Source organism: Ornithinimicrobium pulveris (genome assembly GCF_050261105.1).
In the GTDB taxonomy this organism is placed as follows: Bacteria; Actinomycetota; Actinomycetes; order Actinomycetales; family Dermatophilaceae; genus Ornithinicoccus.
This window is the reverse complement of the sequence record NZ_CP189837.1, coordinates 831,710-844,527: the sequence shown is the minus strand read 5'-3', so window position 1 is coordinate 844,527 and position 12,818 is coordinate 831,710. Positions and strand designations below refer to the sequence as shown.

General features: G+C 71.4%; 14 protein-coding genes. 4 read left to right on the top strand and 10 right to left on the bottom strand.

Going from position 1 to position 12,818, the window contains the following annotated elements; genetic code table 11:
- Positions 1–69: 69 nt before the first annotated feature.
- Positions 70–1,677 carry a polysaccharide deacetylase family protein gene (locus ACQBAT_RS03900; protein ID WP_420746675.1) on the bottom strand — a complete coding sequence of 536 codons (1,608 nt, stop codon included), beginning with the start codon at positions 1,675–1,677 and terminating at the stop codon, positions 70–72.
- A 197-nt stretch (positions 1,678–1,874) separates the two neighbouring features.
- Between ACQBAT_RS03900 and ACQBAT_RS03895 the strand changes: the two genes are divergently transcribed.
- On the top strand, positions 1,875–3,206 hold the full coding sequence (locus tag ACQBAT_RS03895; RefSeq protein ID WP_420746674.1) for an MFS transporter: 1,332 nt from the start codon (positions 1,875–1,877) through the stop codon (positions 3,204–3,206).
- Positions 3,207–3,230: 24 nt separating this feature from the next.
- Here the strand turns inward: ACQBAT_RS03895 and ACQBAT_RS03890 are convergent, their stop codons facing one another.
- Genes ACQBAT_RS03890 through ACQBAT_RS03880 form a run of 3 tightly spaced genes read right to left on the bottom strand, consistent with a single transcriptional unit; the run spans position 3,231 to position 5,380 of the window.
- The gene (locus ACQBAT_RS03890) at positions 3,231–3,746 is read right to left on the bottom strand and encodes a DinB family protein (protein ID WP_420746673.1); all 516 of its coding nucleotides are present in this window, start codon (positions 3,744–3,746) and stop codon (positions 3,231–3,233) included.
- Positions 3,747–3,763: 17 nt separating this feature from the next.
- Complete coding sequence (locus tag ACQBAT_RS03885; RefSeq protein WP_420746672.1) at positions 3,764–4,546, bottom strand: hypothetical protein; 783 nt, start codon at positions 4,544–4,546, stop codon at positions 3,764–3,766.
- A gap of 42 nt (positions 4,547–4,588) precedes the next feature.
- Entirely contained in the window at positions 4,589–5,380 is a 792-nt protein-coding gene (locus tag ACQBAT_RS03880; RefSeq protein ID WP_420746671.1) for an MBL fold metallo-hydrolase, read from the bottom strand.
- 57 nt (positions 5,381–5,437) lie between these two features.
- Here ACQBAT_RS03880 and ACQBAT_RS03875 point away from each other — a divergent pair, with 57 nt between their 5' ends.
- Positions 5,438–5,995 (top strand): hypothetical protein, encoded by a 558-nt coding sequence (locus ACQBAT_RS03875; protein WP_420746670.1) that lies wholly within the window; start codon positions 5,438–5,440, stop codon positions 5,993–5,995.
- Between the two features lie 9 nt (positions 5,996–6,004).
- On the opposite strand, the gene ACQBAT_RS03870 is transcribed toward ACQBAT_RS03875, so the two are convergent.
- Genes ACQBAT_RS03870 through ACQBAT_RS03850 form a run of 5 tightly spaced genes read right to left on the bottom strand, consistent with a single transcriptional unit; the run spans position 6,005 to position 10,269 of the window.
- Complete coding sequence (locus ACQBAT_RS03870; RefSeq protein ID WP_427197745.1) at positions 6,005–6,166, bottom strand: hypothetical protein; 162 nt, start codon at positions 6,164–6,166, stop codon at positions 6,005–6,007.
- 54 nt (positions 6,167–6,220) lie between these two features.
- The gene (locus ACQBAT_RS03865; RefSeq protein WP_420746668.1) at positions 6,221–7,759 is read right to left on the bottom strand and encodes a molybdopterin-dependent oxidoreductase; all 1,539 of its coding nucleotides are present in this window, start codon (positions 7,757–7,759) and stop codon (positions 6,221–6,223) included.
- Positions 7,760–7,807: 48 nt separating this feature from the next.
- Positions 7,808–8,629, bottom strand: a complete 822-nt coding sequence (murI, locus tag ACQBAT_RS03860) for a glutamate racemase (RefSeq protein ID WP_420746667.1) — start codon at positions 8,627–8,629, stop codon at positions 7,808–7,810.
- Position 8,630: 1 nt separating this feature from the next.
- The gene (locus ACQBAT_RS03855; protein ID WP_420746666.1) at positions 8,631–9,410 is read right to left on the bottom strand and encodes a fumarylacetoacetate hydrolase family protein; all 780 of its coding nucleotides are present in this window, start codon (positions 9,408–9,410) and stop codon (positions 8,631–8,633) included.
- 4 nt (positions 9,411–9,414) lie between these two features.
- Positions 9,415–10,269: an alpha/beta hydrolase gene (locus ACQBAT_RS03850; RefSeq protein WP_420746665.1), complete on the bottom strand. Its 855-nt coding sequence runs from the start codon at positions 10,267–10,269 to the stop codon at positions 9,415–9,417.
- A gap of 34 nt (positions 10,270–10,303) precedes the next feature.
- On the opposite strand from ACQBAT_RS03850, the gene ACQBAT_RS03845 reads away from it, so the two are divergent.
- Both ACQBAT_RS03845 and ACQBAT_RS03840 read left to right on the top strand, forming a co-directional pair.
- Positions 10,304–10,792, top strand: coding sequence for a hypothetical protein (locus ACQBAT_RS03845; RefSeq protein WP_420746664.1), 489 nt, complete (start codon positions 10,304–10,306; stop codon positions 10,790–10,792).
- Complete coding sequence (locus tag ACQBAT_RS03840) at positions 10,789–11,643, top strand: 3-methyladenine DNA glycosylase (protein ID WP_420746663.1); 855 nt, start codon at positions 10,789–10,791, stop codon at positions 11,641–11,643. The genes ACQBAT_RS03845 and ACQBAT_RS03840 overlap by 4 nt, the downstream gene beginning before the upstream one ends.
- Before the next feature lie 29 nt (positions 11,644–11,672).
- Here ACQBAT_RS03840 and ACQBAT_RS03835 read toward each other — a convergent pair whose 3' ends face one another.
- A complete protein-coding gene (locus ACQBAT_RS03835) occupies positions 11,673–12,779 on the bottom strand; it encodes a branched-chain amino acid aminotransferase (RefSeq protein WP_420746662.1) in 1,107 nt (368 codons plus the stop codon).
- Positions 12,780–12,818: the final 39 nt, after the last annotated feature.

The following is a 12,818-nucleotide window of genomic DNA, read 5'->3' as shown; positions in this document are numbered from 1 at the left end:
GCCAGGGAGGCATGGGTCGGTCCTCGCGCGCGCAGAGAAGACCGCGATCGAGCGCTTGATGCCGGGCACTCAGCCCCGTCGGCTCACCATCTGTCCCGGCTCAAGCTGGCCGACGAGTTGGTTGACAGTCACCATGCGGTAGCCCTGACTCCGCAGCCAGGCCACGACCTCTGGCACCGCCTGCACCGTGGTCTCGTGCACGTCGTGCATGAGGATGATCGACCCCGGCCGAATGGTCTGCTGCACGATGCCCAGGGTGCGCGCCGGGTTCTTGTGCTCCCAGTCGCGGGTGTCGACATCCCAGGTCACCTGGGCGAGTCCTTCGGCGGCCGCTGCTGCTCGCACGGTCTCGTCACTGGCGCCGTAGGGCGGGCGCATCGTCGTCGGGGAGGCACCGGTGGCGGCGCGGATCGCCTGGTTGGTCCGGGCAAGTTCGTCGCGGACACCCGCCGTGCCGAGTCCCGGAAGGCTCGGGTGGCTCCAGGTGTGGTTTCCGACCTGATGCCCCTCGCTCAACTGCCTGGCCACGATCCCCGGGTTGGCGTTCACCTGGGAGCCGGTGACGTAGAAGGTCGCCGCCACCCCCTCGGCGGACAGGATGTCGAGCAGGCGCGGGGTGAGTCCGCTGGAGGGTCCGTCGTCGAAGGTCAGGGCTACGCAGCGCTCGACCGCGCAGTTGACGTCCCCGGCCGAAGGCGAAACAGGTGCTGCCGTCGGTGACGGGCTGGGCTCCTGTGTGGTCTCCGCGGTGGGCACATGTGTGGGCTCGTCGTTGTCCGCCCCGGCGTCGCTCCCGGAACCGGCAGGCTGCTCCGGCACGGCACTCGCGTCCAGGTCCATCGTCGCTCGCCGAGCCTGCTCCCCGAGCTCGGACAGCCACCCTTCCTCGACCGCCTGCCCGAGGACCACGCTGGGGCCGCTCTCCGAGCCGGGGGCAACGGCATACTCATCGAATCCGACGAACAGGCGCCCGTCGCCGTCGAAGCCGAGCCGCACCCGGCCATCCCGCAAGAACTCGCGCGCCCGCTCCTCGTCGAACCCCTGCACCTCCGCCTCCAGCTCGGTCACTACGACGTCCATCACCCCCACTCGGTGGTCCTCCTCGACCAGGTCCCACGGCTCAAGCAGGGTTCCGGTCCTAGGTTGGTACCAGTCGACCGTCCACGCCGTCTGGCTGCTCGCCCCGGCATTCACATAGGTCTCGGTCTCGACTCCGAGAATGTCCTTGGAGGCCGCGACCAGACGCCACTGACCGGTGATGAAGGGCGTGGCGGTCATCCCGGCATCTCCGTCAACCGCGTAGTCCGCGCGGAACTCCTCCGCTCGCTCCTCGGCCGCCGCGAGCAGCGAGCCGGAGAGCGCGGGGTGGCCCGCGAGCCTGGGCACGACGAGGTGAATCTGGGCGTCCTGGTCGCTGACCGTCGCAATGTCCAGACCAGGGAGCCCCGACGAGTCGACGTCCGGCAGCTCCGGCCAGTCGCGTGGCGTGGGCGGTTCCGCGGTCGCGGTCGCCTCCTGCTGATCGGTGGCCGGCGGCGGCACCGTCGCGGTCGACCCGCGGTCGCCGATGCCGGTCTCGGCCTGTCGATCGGCGCCTCCGCTGCAGCCGGCCAGCATCGTCAGCGCGAGACAGGCGGCGAGCGCTCGGGTGGTCAGTCTTCGGTTGCGGATCCCCATCACATGTCCACGTTAGGTCGCGCCCACCAGGCCCGGCATCCACCCGCCGACGCACCCCGCCCGCGCCGCTCAGCCGTTCGGCCGACCGCGCTGTCGGCCGGTCGTCTGACTTGCTGCGAGCCGCTAGAATGGAGGTGAGATCAGGGTTTCGCGCGCCGGGTGGCTGGGACGGCGCGCACATTGTTGAAAGGCACCTCGTGTCGCCCGTCCAGTCCTACCGACAGCTCTTCGCCCTCACCGGGCCGCTCTACGTCGCCGTCGCCTTCCTGGGCCGTATCCCGCTCGCGATGTCGCAGATCGCGGCCCTTCTCGCCGTCTCCACCGCCACCGGCTCGTATGCCGCGGGTGGCGCCACCGCAGGCGCGCTCGCCGTGGCCAACGCGATCGGGGCACCCATCGCCGGTGGCCTGTCCGACCGCGTCGGCCAGCGCCCGGTCCTGCTGATCCAGAGCGTGGTCGGCACCCTCGGGCTCGCTGCCCTCGCGCTGCTCACCGTCCGCCACGAGGCCGGCGATCCCTGGTGGATCCTGCCGGCCGTCGCTGCGCTCGGTGGTGCCTTCGTGCCTCAGGTCGGCACCATGGCTCGCGTCCGGTGGCGCCCGATCAGCCGCTCCTCACGCTCCTCTGATCCGCGGGTGATGGACGCCGCCTTCTCCTACGAGGGGGCGGCGGACGAGGCGTCTTTCGTGCTCGGCCCGGCGCTGGTGGGCCTGATCGCGGCTGTGCTCAACCCGGTCGCGGCGCTGGTCGTCGCGGCTGCCCTGCTCGGCGCCTTCGGCACCTGGTTCGCGATCCACCCGACCAGCCGCCTGGTCGGCCGCGCCACCACCTCCAGCCGCGCCCTCGGGGCTCGCCTCATCACCCCGGCGTTGGTCGTCCTGGCACTGATCCAGTTCGGCATCGGCACCATGTTCGGCTCGGTGCAGACCGGCACCTCGGTGCTGGCCACCGACGCGGGTGAGCCGGGACTGACCGGTCTGTTCCACGGCCTGCTCGGGGTCGGCAGCGTGCTGGCCGGACTCGCCGTGGTGATGCTGCCCGAGTCCTTCGGGTATGTCGTGCGCCTGCGCCTGTTCACCCTGGGCCTGGTCGTCCTCGCCCTGCCGCTGCTGCTCGTCGACTCGCTGTGGGCCCTGGCTCTGGTCCTGCTCGCGCTCGGCCTGGCGATCGCCCCGACGATGATCACCACCTTCACCGTCGCCGAACGGACCACGCCGGTCCGTCGGCTGGGCGCGGCCATGACGATCCTCGCCGCCACCACCGGCACCGGCTACGCCGCCGGTGCAGCGCTCGCCGGTCGCCTGGCTGACCTGGGTGGTCATACCCCCGCCTTCACGGTCACGGTCGGTGGCGCGACCCTCGCCTGTCTGCTGGCCTGGCTCGGGGGCGGGATCCTGCGCCGCACTCCGCGCGCCGCCACCACACCGAACCCGGGCCCGGACGCCACGCCGGACGAACGTGTGCCGGCGAGGTTGGCCCAGGACCCCAGCGCTCCTACCCCCTCGCAGGTCCTCTCCGCCTCCGGCTGACCCGTTGGGGTCAGCCAACACACGTCATACGGGCGTGCTGTTGGCGTGCCGCCCGATGAGTTGGTTGATCTCGGCGAGGTTCTTGGTGAACTCGACGTTGACCCAGGCCGCCACGCGCCAGAGCGGCTGCGGCTCGGGCAGCAGCCAACTCACCGCCCGATCCAGGTCGAGATCTGGCGCGGCAAGCACCTGGTCCCACCTGCGCTTGGCGGCCGCGACCCCAGCGGTCCCGCCCGACCACACGTGCTCCTCCGGAGAGATCGGGCCGTCACCCTCGACTCGGGAGATCGTGTCCGTCCACCACCACTCGATGTGCCAGAGCAACCAGCCGATGGTGACGTCGGGCAGCGGCGGGTTGTCCTCATCCGGCCAGTCGGCCATCCAACGCCCGTCGGCCTGGCGCACCGTGCAGACGTTCATCGAGGGCTCCCACAGGGCGAGCTCGTCGGTCACGTCGTCGAGCACGAACTGCTCGGCGAAGCGCCACATGATATCGAGCTGGTTCTGCAGCAGGACCCGTCGGTCACCTTGATCACTCACCCGCTCAGTGAACCGCATCAGCCGATCCGGCGACGGGACAGCCTCGTCCCTGCGAACGTCCAGGAGCTGATGGTCCGCCGCGTCGTCCACACCAGTCGCGGGCTGGACCAGGACTGCGAGGGCTTGCTCAGCGTCCAGCCGTCCCCGATCGTCACCGCAGCGTGCGCGAGCTCGCCCCGCTCGTGCCAGAGCAGCACCACCCCCGGGTCCCGGTCGTAGGCCGTTCCCCTCACCTTGGTCGTCGTCGCGGCCAGCCAGGCCTCGAACGGCTCCTGGGTCATCCACTCCTCGGCCGCGCCCGGCACGCCGGCAGCTGCCATCACCGTGCCGAAGCAGCTGGGCCCCGAGCCGTCCGCGAAACTGCCGGCCAGGGCGCGCGCCTGCGGCAGCACGTCCACCGCCCGCGACCACGTCGACTCCTCGACCTCGCGATGCTGGCTGGTCACAGCCCCAGCCGCGACCCACCGCTGCAGCCGGCCGTCGTCACGCAGCTCGCTCGGCCAGGGCGAGGACGGCTTGCTGCGCTGGTGCGCCCGCCGCGCGGCGCTCAATGCCGAGCGCACCCCGCGGGGCAGCTCCGCGAACTGCTCCTGCGTGAACCACCGCCATGTGCCGCCGTAGAGGAAGAAGGTGTCCCGGACCTCGTCGGCGACCTTCCCCGACGGCGGCTCCGTCTCGCCCGGGGTCGACGATCCGGCGGGCAGCCCGGCCAGCAGCTCATCGGGCAGCCCACGCACCGGGAACGGCTGCCGGGCGGGTGCCCACCACCCCCGCCAGCGGTCCAGCAGCTGCGCGCCCACCCGGCACGCCGAGCACCTCGCTCGGCATCGACCGGCCGTGCTTCACCGGCGGCCATCCTCCGCGGCGGGTTCGGCGAGGGGATAGGTCCGACCGGGCTCGGCCACCTCAACGCCCGAACCCCAGACCTCCTCGGCCTCGCTGCGGCATACCTCCGGGTCGTTCCAGGGCGGCAGGTGGGTGAGCATGAGCCGCCTCACCCCACCGGCTGCCACCGCGGCTTCGGCAGCGCGCCGCCCGGTCAGGTGGATGCCCCGCTCCTCGTCGCGACCCTCGACGAAGGCCGCCTCGGCGAGCACCAGGTCCGCGTCGCGCATGAGCGGAACCAGCCCCGGGCAGGTGTCGGTGTCCCCCGTGTAGGCGAGGACGACCCCTCCCGCCTCGACGCGCAGGCCGAACGCCGGGACCGGGTGCAGCACGGCATACGGGGTGATGGTGAACGGGCCGACGGCGAAGGACGCACCGTCGACCAGGTCATGAAAGACCATGCCTTGCATGGGTTCCGGCTCCTCGGCGGCGTAGGCGCGCGCGAGCCGGTCGGCCGATCCTGGCGGTCCGAAGATGTCGAGCGGGCCCTCCGGCCGAGTCGGGCCGTAGCCACGCCAGACCCGCATCGCCGTGACGTCGAGGCAGTGGTCGGGGTGCAGATGCGAGAGCACCACCGCGTCGATCTCGTCCGGGTCCGTATGCCGGTGCAGCGCGCCAAAACTCCCGGCCCCCAGGTCGAGCAGGATCTGCCAGCGCCGGCCGTCCTCGGAGGCGGTGAGCAGGTAGCAGCTGGCCGGGCTGTCCGGCCCAGGCAGCGACCCCGTGCAGCCGACGATGGTGAGGTCCATGTCCTTATCGTGCCGGGTGGCTGGCGCAGCCGCCGCCCCACCCAGCATGCTGGTGCCATGGCGACGGGGTGGCGGTCAGGACCGAGCGAGCTGGTGGCGCTGCTGCCGGGTGCCGAGTTCGGGGAGTTTCATCACGGCGTGATCGACGCCGGTCCCGAGGAGGTGTGGCGTGCCCTCCACCTCGTCCGGTGGTCCGACCTGCGCCTGAGCAAGCCACTGCTGCTCGCCCGTGGCTTCGGCGCCGGTCCGGGGATGGACCGGGGTGTGCTGGCGACCTTCGAGCCACTGGGCGTCACCGTCGGACAGCCGCCCACTCGCACGTTCGTGGCGATGGTCGGGCGCCCCTGGAGCCCGGTACCCGGCTCACGCACCGTCAGCACGCCGGAAGAGGTGGCCGACTTCGCCGAGCCGGGCTGGCTCCGGTACGGGATGGAGTGGCATCTCGTCCCGCTGCCGGGCGACCGCACCCTGGTGGAGACGTGGACGGTCTGCGCGCCGACTGACGCGACGGCACGGCGCCGCTTCCGCGCCTACTGGACCGTGGTTCGCCCTGGCAGCGGACTGATCCGCCGCGAGATCATCGGTGCGGTGCGCCGCGCCTGCGCAGCGACCTAGAGGCTCTGTTTACGCAGCAGCGTGCTGCGGGGCGCTGTGCCCGGCGACCGCCGACGTGCGCCGACCGCGCACGAGCAGGTAGAGCCCGAACGCCTGGAGCACGCCGGCGAGGAACAGCACCGCCGCCCCACCTAGCCGGCTGGTGTAGGCCACGAACCCCAGCACGGGCATCCTCCCCGCGCTGGCTGAGGACACGCGACCCGCACAAGTCCGAACGGAGCCGGGCTAGGAACCCACGACCCGGACCCGAACGGTGTGCCACCCGCTCGCTCCGTCCGGCGCTGGCGCGGCGACGTCAGCGGTCTGCACCTCACCAGCTCCGTCGGTCGCCCGCACGCGGAGCACATGGTCACCCGGGGTCGCCTCGGGCCAGGTCCATCGCCACAGCCGCCACGCATCCACGGTGGGCTGGTCCAGCAGCTCGGCGGGGCGCCATACCTCCTCGTCCACCTGCACCTCGACCGCCTCAATGCCGCGGTGCTGCGCCCAGGCCACCCCCGCCACCACGACCTCACCCGCCGCTACGCGAGCGCGGTCACGCGGGACATCGATCCGCGACGCCGTCTTGATCGGCCCGAGAGCCGACCAGCCGCGCGGCGTCCAGTAGCCCTCATCCGCGTCGAACCTGGTCACCTTCAGCTCGGTCACCCACTTGGTCGCCGAGACGTAGCCGTAGAGCCCCGGCACGACCAGCCGCACCGGAAAGCCGTGCTGGGCGGGCAGCGGCTCGCCGTTCATCGCGACCGCCAGCAGCGCGTCGCGGTCGTCGGTGAGCGCCTCGATGGGCGTGCCGGCGGTCCACCCGTCAACGCTGCGCGAGAGCACCATGTCGGCCTCGGGCCGCACCCCCGCACGGGCGAGCAGCTCGCGCACCGGCCAGCCCTGCCAGCGCGCGTTGCCGACCAGGTCGCCGCCGACCGTGTTGCTCACGCAGGTCAGCGTCACCAGCGCCTCGACATGCTCCTCCTCCAGCAGCTCGGCATAGCTGATCTCGACCTCCCGTTCGACCAGCCCGGTGACCTTGAGGCGCCAGCCGTCCGGGTCCACGCGGGGCACCCGCAGCGCCGTGTCGATCCGATAGAAGCTGTCGTTCGGGGTCAGGTATGCCGTGTGCTCGGCCAGGTCGCTGACCGCCCCTGCGGGGACGGTCACCTCGCGCTTGGGGCGCGGCAGGCCGATGGCGCGGGCCGCCCGGTCCGCCGCGCGACCAGCGGTGGAGAGCGCCTGGCCTGCAGCGATGCCGACGACGCCGAGGACGGTGAGGCCGCCAGCAGTCTGAAGGAGCTCGCGGCGTGAGGCACCGCCAGCCTGCGGGGTGGGGTGCGCTCCGCGGTCAAGGAGACGGCCGAGCAGCCAGGACCCGACCAGCACCCCGACCACGGTGGGCGTCGCGTCGAGCGGACCGCTGCTCGGGCGGGTGACCACGGCGGCCATGCCGACCAGACCCACGACGGCGAAGAGCCCTAGCCCGAGCGTCCGGTGCCGGGATGACAGCGCCCCGAGGCCGGCGCAGATCAGGGTGAGGGTCAACGCCATACCGACCCCGAGCGCCACCTTGTCGGCCGTGCCAAAGGTGGTGACCGCCCAGTCCTTGAGCCAGGCCGGCGTGAGGTCGACGAAGGCGGCACCAACCGCGAGCAGCGGCGATGGGACGCCCGCGCCGGCGAGCAGCCGCACCCACGCAGCGGCCAGGAGCTCAGCGGTGCCGAGCGTGACCGCGCCTGCGGCCAGCCCGGCGAGCGCTCCCTCCCGAGAGGTGGTCATGGGGACATCATGCATCGTGTTCATCCGCCTCGGCGGCCGACGACCGGCTCAGGTCACGCGCTCTTCAGCCCGCCCGACATACGCCCGGTGCACCTGCTCGACCTCGGGACCGAGGAATCTGCGCGCCAGGAAGCTGAAGCCGTCCGGGTCACCGGTGGTCAGCCACTGGTGAACGGGGACGTTGTCCTGAGGGGCGAGCAGCCCGCCCTCGGTCAGCACCCGGTAGAGGTCGGCCGCCGTCGCTGCCGCCGAGGACACCAGTTGCACCTGCTCCCCCAGCACGTACTGCAGCGCCGAGGCCAACAAGGGATAGTGCGTGCAGCCCAGGATCAGGGTGTCGATCCCGTCGTCCTGAAGCGGACCGAGATACGCACGCGCCACCGAGATCACCTCCGGTCCGCTCGTCGTCCCTGCCTCGACCAGCTCGACGAAGCGCGGGCAGGGCTGGCTGAAGACCTCGACGTGCGGAGGCGCGGCCACGAAAGAGTCGAGATAGGCCCGGGACTGGTGGGTGGCGTCGGTCGAGATCACCCCGATCCGCCCCGACCGCGTCACCGCCATCGCTCGGCGCACGGCGGGGCGGATGACCTCGACCACGGGCACGTCATACCGCTCCCGGGCGTCGGCGAGCACGGCGGCAGAGGCGGAGTTGCAGGCGATGACCAGCGCTTTGACGCCGTGGTCGACGAGGCGGTCCAGGCACTCGAGCGCGAACTGGCGCACCTCGGCGATCGGCCGCGGACCGTAGGGGGTGCGGGCGGTGTCGCCCAGGTAGAGGACCGACTCGTGCGGGAGCTGATCCAGGATCTCGCGCGCGACCGTCAGCCCGCCGAAACCGGAGTCGAAGACCCCGATCGGAGCGTCGGCCACCTCAGTCCTGCTCGTCGGCGACGAACGGATTGCTCATCGACCCGATCCCCTCGACAGCTACCTCGCAGCGCTGACCGGCCACGATCTCGCCGACCCCGGCGGGGGTGCCGGTGAGGATCAGGTCGCCGGGGAGCAGGGTGAAGGCGCGGGAGGCGTGGGCGATCAGCTCGGCGACCCCGTGCACCATGTCCGCCGTCGTCCCGTCCTGGCGCGGCTCGCCGTCGACAGAGGAGGTGATCCGCAGGTCGGCGATGTCCAGGTCGGTCTCCACCCAGGGACCCACGGGGGTGAAGGTGTCCATCCCCTTCGCGCGCGCCCACTGGCCGTCGCCCCGCTGCAGGTCGCGCGCGGTCACGTCGTTGGCGACGGTGTAGCCGAAGATCACCGAGCGAGCATCCTCGGGCGCCACGTCCTTGCACATCCGGCCGATCACCACCGCCAACTCAGCCTCGTAGGACACCTCGGTCACGAAGTCCGGGATCACCACCGGGTCGTCCGGACCGCAGACCGAGGTGTTGGGGATGAGGAACATCAGCGGCTCCTCGGGCACCTCGTTGCCCATCTCCTTGGCATGGTCGGCGTAGTTGCGCCCGATCCCGATCACCTTGCTGCGCGGGATCACGGGCGCGAGCAGGCGAACGTCCTCGACGAGGTGGGTCGCGCCGGTCAGCTCGATCCGGGTGTAGAGCGGGTCGCCGCTGATCTCCGCGATCTTCTCGCCCGCCCCGTCCACGAGGCCGAAGCGGGGGTCGTCACCGGTGATGAAACGGCAGATGCGCATGCTCCTAGGGTATGCCGTCGCTCACCGACGCCACTGCATCAACGACGGCCCGCACCACGGGCTCGCCAAACATCGGCGAGTCGTTATGGTCCACCCCGTCCAGCACCACCTCCTCGTGCAGCACCGCCACCTCTCGGGCGACCCGCTCGCTCAGCTCGGGCGGCACGACGCCGTCCACGCTGCCATAGACCACTGACACCGGGACCTGTGTCCGCGACAGCGGACCCACCACGTCGTAGTCGTCCCGCAGCAGCGCCCCCACCGGCAGCCACGGATAGTGCACCTTCGCCACGTCCGCGAAGGTCGTGTACGGCGAGCGCAGGACCACGGCCGCCGGGGTATGCCGTTCCGCAAGTTCGGCGACCACGCCCGTCCCGAGGGACTCGCCGAGGTAGACGATCCGGTCCAGCCCATAGCCCTGCTCCGCGAGCGCCTCGACCGCGGCGTCCGCATCCTGTGCCAACCCCTCCCGCGTGGGGCTGCCCGGGTTCCCGCCGTAACCCCGATAGTCCAGAAGCAGCACCGCCAGCCCCTGCTCCGCCAGCTGCTCGCCCAACCCCAGCCGGCCCCCGCGGTGGCCACCGTTGCCTGGAGCCATCACCACGGCATACCCGGAATCGGCCTGCTCGTCCGGCGGCAGCAACCACGCCCCAAGCTCGAGCCCGTCCGCTGTGCGCAGCGTCAGGTCGCGCCCGCCGGTCGCGATGTTGGCGACGCTGCCGGGGTCGGACCGGGCGGGGAAGTACATGAGTTGTCGTTGCAGGGACCAGATCAGGGTGACCACCACTCCCACCACCAGGACGGCAAGACCGACCCCACGCAGGGCTCTGCCCGCGCCGCGCCTTCGCCGTCGAGTCATCAACCCATCTTGGCCGCTTCCGTACGATGACCGCATGTCAACCGCTTCGGACACCGCTCCCGACCTGGTGGCGAGGGGAGACTCACTCTGGCGTTTCCAGCTCACCCTGGCGGGCGCGGTGCTGTCCGTGCTGGGTGTCCTTCTCCTCGTCGTCGGCCGCTGGGGTTGGGCTCTCGGGGTCGGCCTGATCGTCCTCTTCTGCTTCAGCGAGCGGCGGCGCCGCATCGAGGTCCGCGACGGGGTGCTCACCGCCCAGGGCCGCATCTCCCGGCGCGAGTTGCGGATCGCCGACCTGACACAGGTGGCGATCGGTCCGATCAGCATGGTGTGGGTCAGCACGAATGACGGTCAGTCCCTGTGGCTGCGTCAGGTGTCGGTGCACAACGAGGGCGAGCACCTCGGTCACCGGGACTTCGCGGCGCGCCTGCGCGAGCTCGCCATCGACGCGGGCGCCCGCCTGGAGGACGCACCTCCCGAAGGCACTACCCCTCCCCTGGGCACCCCGCTCCTGTTCTCGCTGTGACTGCCCAGATCCTGCCCGAGCCCGTATGGCGTGACCTCGCCCAGGCGCACGCGCGCGCCGTTGAGGAGCTCACCGAAGGTCGCCTGGCCCGCCGGGTGGAGGGCAAGAAGCACCCGGTCGATGACTTCCTCTGGGAGTACTACTCCTTCCGCCCCGCCCAACTTTCGCGCTGGCACCCCGGCCCGGGCGTCGGGCTCGCGGGAGCCTCCGAGCGCGCGGAGTGGAGCGGCTACGTGCTGACTGGGGACACGGCATACCTGGACGAGGTCGGGGTCCGGGAGCGTCGGGCGAACGCGATCGGCTTCGTCCGCGACCTGCTCACCGCCACGCTGTCCCGGCCGGGACGGTTCGGGTGCTTCGGGCTGCACGAGTGGGCGATGGTCTACCGCGCCGACGACGAGCAGATCCGGCACGGCGGGTGGCCCCTGCGGCTGGGCAGCGACGGGACCGACGCGGTGGTGGAGTCGCACACGGTCGCCTGCAGCCACGCCGACGCCTACCGGTTCTTCACGCCGGAGGCTGCTCCGCGGAACACTCTCGCCCCGACCCGCGAGCGGCAGCTGGAGCTGGAGCAGCCGGGCTGTCTGCACGCCGGGATGGACGTCTACAAGTGGTGCTTCAAACTCACGCCGCTGGTGCCGAGCGCGCTGACGCTGGACGCCTTCCGGCTCGCCCGCGACATCCGCGAGTTGGACATGCGCGCGGCACCCTACGACCTGCGCGAGCTCGGCTATGAGCCGGTGCGGATCGAGACGACCGAGGGCAAGGTCGAGTACGCCCGTGCCCAGCGGGAGTTCACGACGCGCTCGAACGAGCTGCGCCGTCGCCTGCTCGACCTGCTGACTGCCTGACGTTCAGCCGAGGGTCGGCCTGGTCTTTCTCAGACGAGGCGGTACAGCCAGCCGTGGGCGTCCTGCGCGCGGCCGTACTGGATGTCCAGCAGCTCCTCGCGCAGGTCCATCGTGACCTTGTGCTCATCCGGCATCTCCAGCTCGCCGCCGTTCCACGCGAGCCGGCCGACCGGGGAGATGACCGCAGCGGTGCCGCAGGCGAAGACCTCGGTGATCTCGCCCGAGGCCACGCCCTCGCGCCACTCATCGATCGAGAACCGGCGCTCCTGCACGTCGTGCCCGCGTTCGCGCGCGAGCTCGACCAGCGAGGAGCGCGTGACCCCCGGCAGGATCGTCCCGGTGAGCTCGGGCGTCACGATCCGGCCGTCGGCATACACGAAGAAGAGGTTCATGCCGCCGAGCTCCTCGACATAGGTGTGCTCGGTGGCGTCGAGGAAGACCACCTGGTCGCAGCCGTTCTCGATGCCCTCGGCCTGGGAGGCGAGCGAGGCGGCGTAGTTGCCGCCGGTCTTGGCCGCCCCGGTGCCGCCGGGGGCCGCGCGGACGTACTGGTCGCTAACCCACAGCGAGACCGGCTTGAGACCACCGCTGAAGTAGGCGCCGGCCGGCGAGGCGATGACGCAGAAGAGGTAGCGGTTGCTCGGGCGCACCCCCAGCGCCTCTTCGGTGGCGATCATGAACGGGCGCAGGTAGAGCGAGGTCTCGCCCTCCCCGGCCGGCGGCACCCAGGCCTCATCGATGGTGACGAGCTCCTTGATGGCGTCCAGGAAGATCGTGGGCGGCAGCTCGGGCATCGCGATCCTGCGCGCCGAGGCGTTGAGCCGCTCGGCGTTGCGCTCGGGGCGGAAGGTCCAGACCGACCCGTCCTCGTGCCGGTAGGCCTTCATCCCCTCGAAGATCTCCTGCGCGTAGTGGAAGACCGCGGCGGAAGGGTCCAGCGGGATGGGGCCGTACGGGACGACGCGGCCGTCGTGCCAGCCCTGCTCCTTGTCCCACTCCACCAGCACCATGTGCTCGGTGAAGGTGCTGCCGAAACCGGGGTTCTCCAGGATCTGTCCGATCTCGTCCGCAGAGCGGCGCTCGGCGGCCTCGGTGCGGGCGAAGAACTCCTGGGCTGACGTCGACGTCGTGGTCATGCTCCGAGGGTATACGCCGATCCAGGCTGGTCTTTCAGC

Coding starts and splice junctions, on each gene's coding strand:
- ACQBAT_RS03900 (WP_420746675.1), bottom strand. CDS start 1,677: ATGGGGATCCGCAACCGAAGACTGACCACCCGAGCGCTCGCCGCCTGT.
- ACQBAT_RS03880 (WP_420746671.1), bottom strand. CDS start 5,380: ATGGACCTCACCATCGTCGGCTGCACGGGGTCGCTGCCTGGGCCGGAC.
- ACQBAT_RS03875 (WP_420746670.1), top strand. CDS start 5,438: ATGGCGACGGGGTGGCGGTCAGGACCGAGCGAGCTGGTGGCGCTGCTG.
- ACQBAT_RS03870 (WP_427197745.1), bottom strand. CDS start 6,166: ATGCCCGTGCTGGGGTTCGTGGCCTACACCAGCCGGCTAGGTGGGGCG.
- ACQBAT_RS03865 (WP_420746668.1), bottom strand. CDS start 7,759: ATGACCACCTCTCGGGAGGGAGCGCTCGCCGGGCTGGCCGCAGGCGCG.
- ACQBAT_RS03855 (WP_420746666.1), bottom strand. CDS start 9,410: ATGCGCATCTGCCGTTTCATCACCGGTGACGACCCCCGCTTCGGCCTC.
- ACQBAT_RS03850 (WP_420746665.1), bottom strand. CDS start 10,269: ATGACTCGACGGCGAAGGCGCGGCGCGGGCAGAGCCCTGCGTGGGGTC.
- ACQBAT_RS03845 (WP_420746664.1), top strand. CDS start 10,304: ATGTCAACCGCTTCGGACACCGCTCCCGACCTGGTGGCGAGGGGAGAC.
- ACQBAT_RS03835 (WP_420746662.1), bottom strand. CDS start 12,779: ATGACCACGACGTCGACGTCAGCCCAGGAGTTCTTCGCCCGCACCGAG.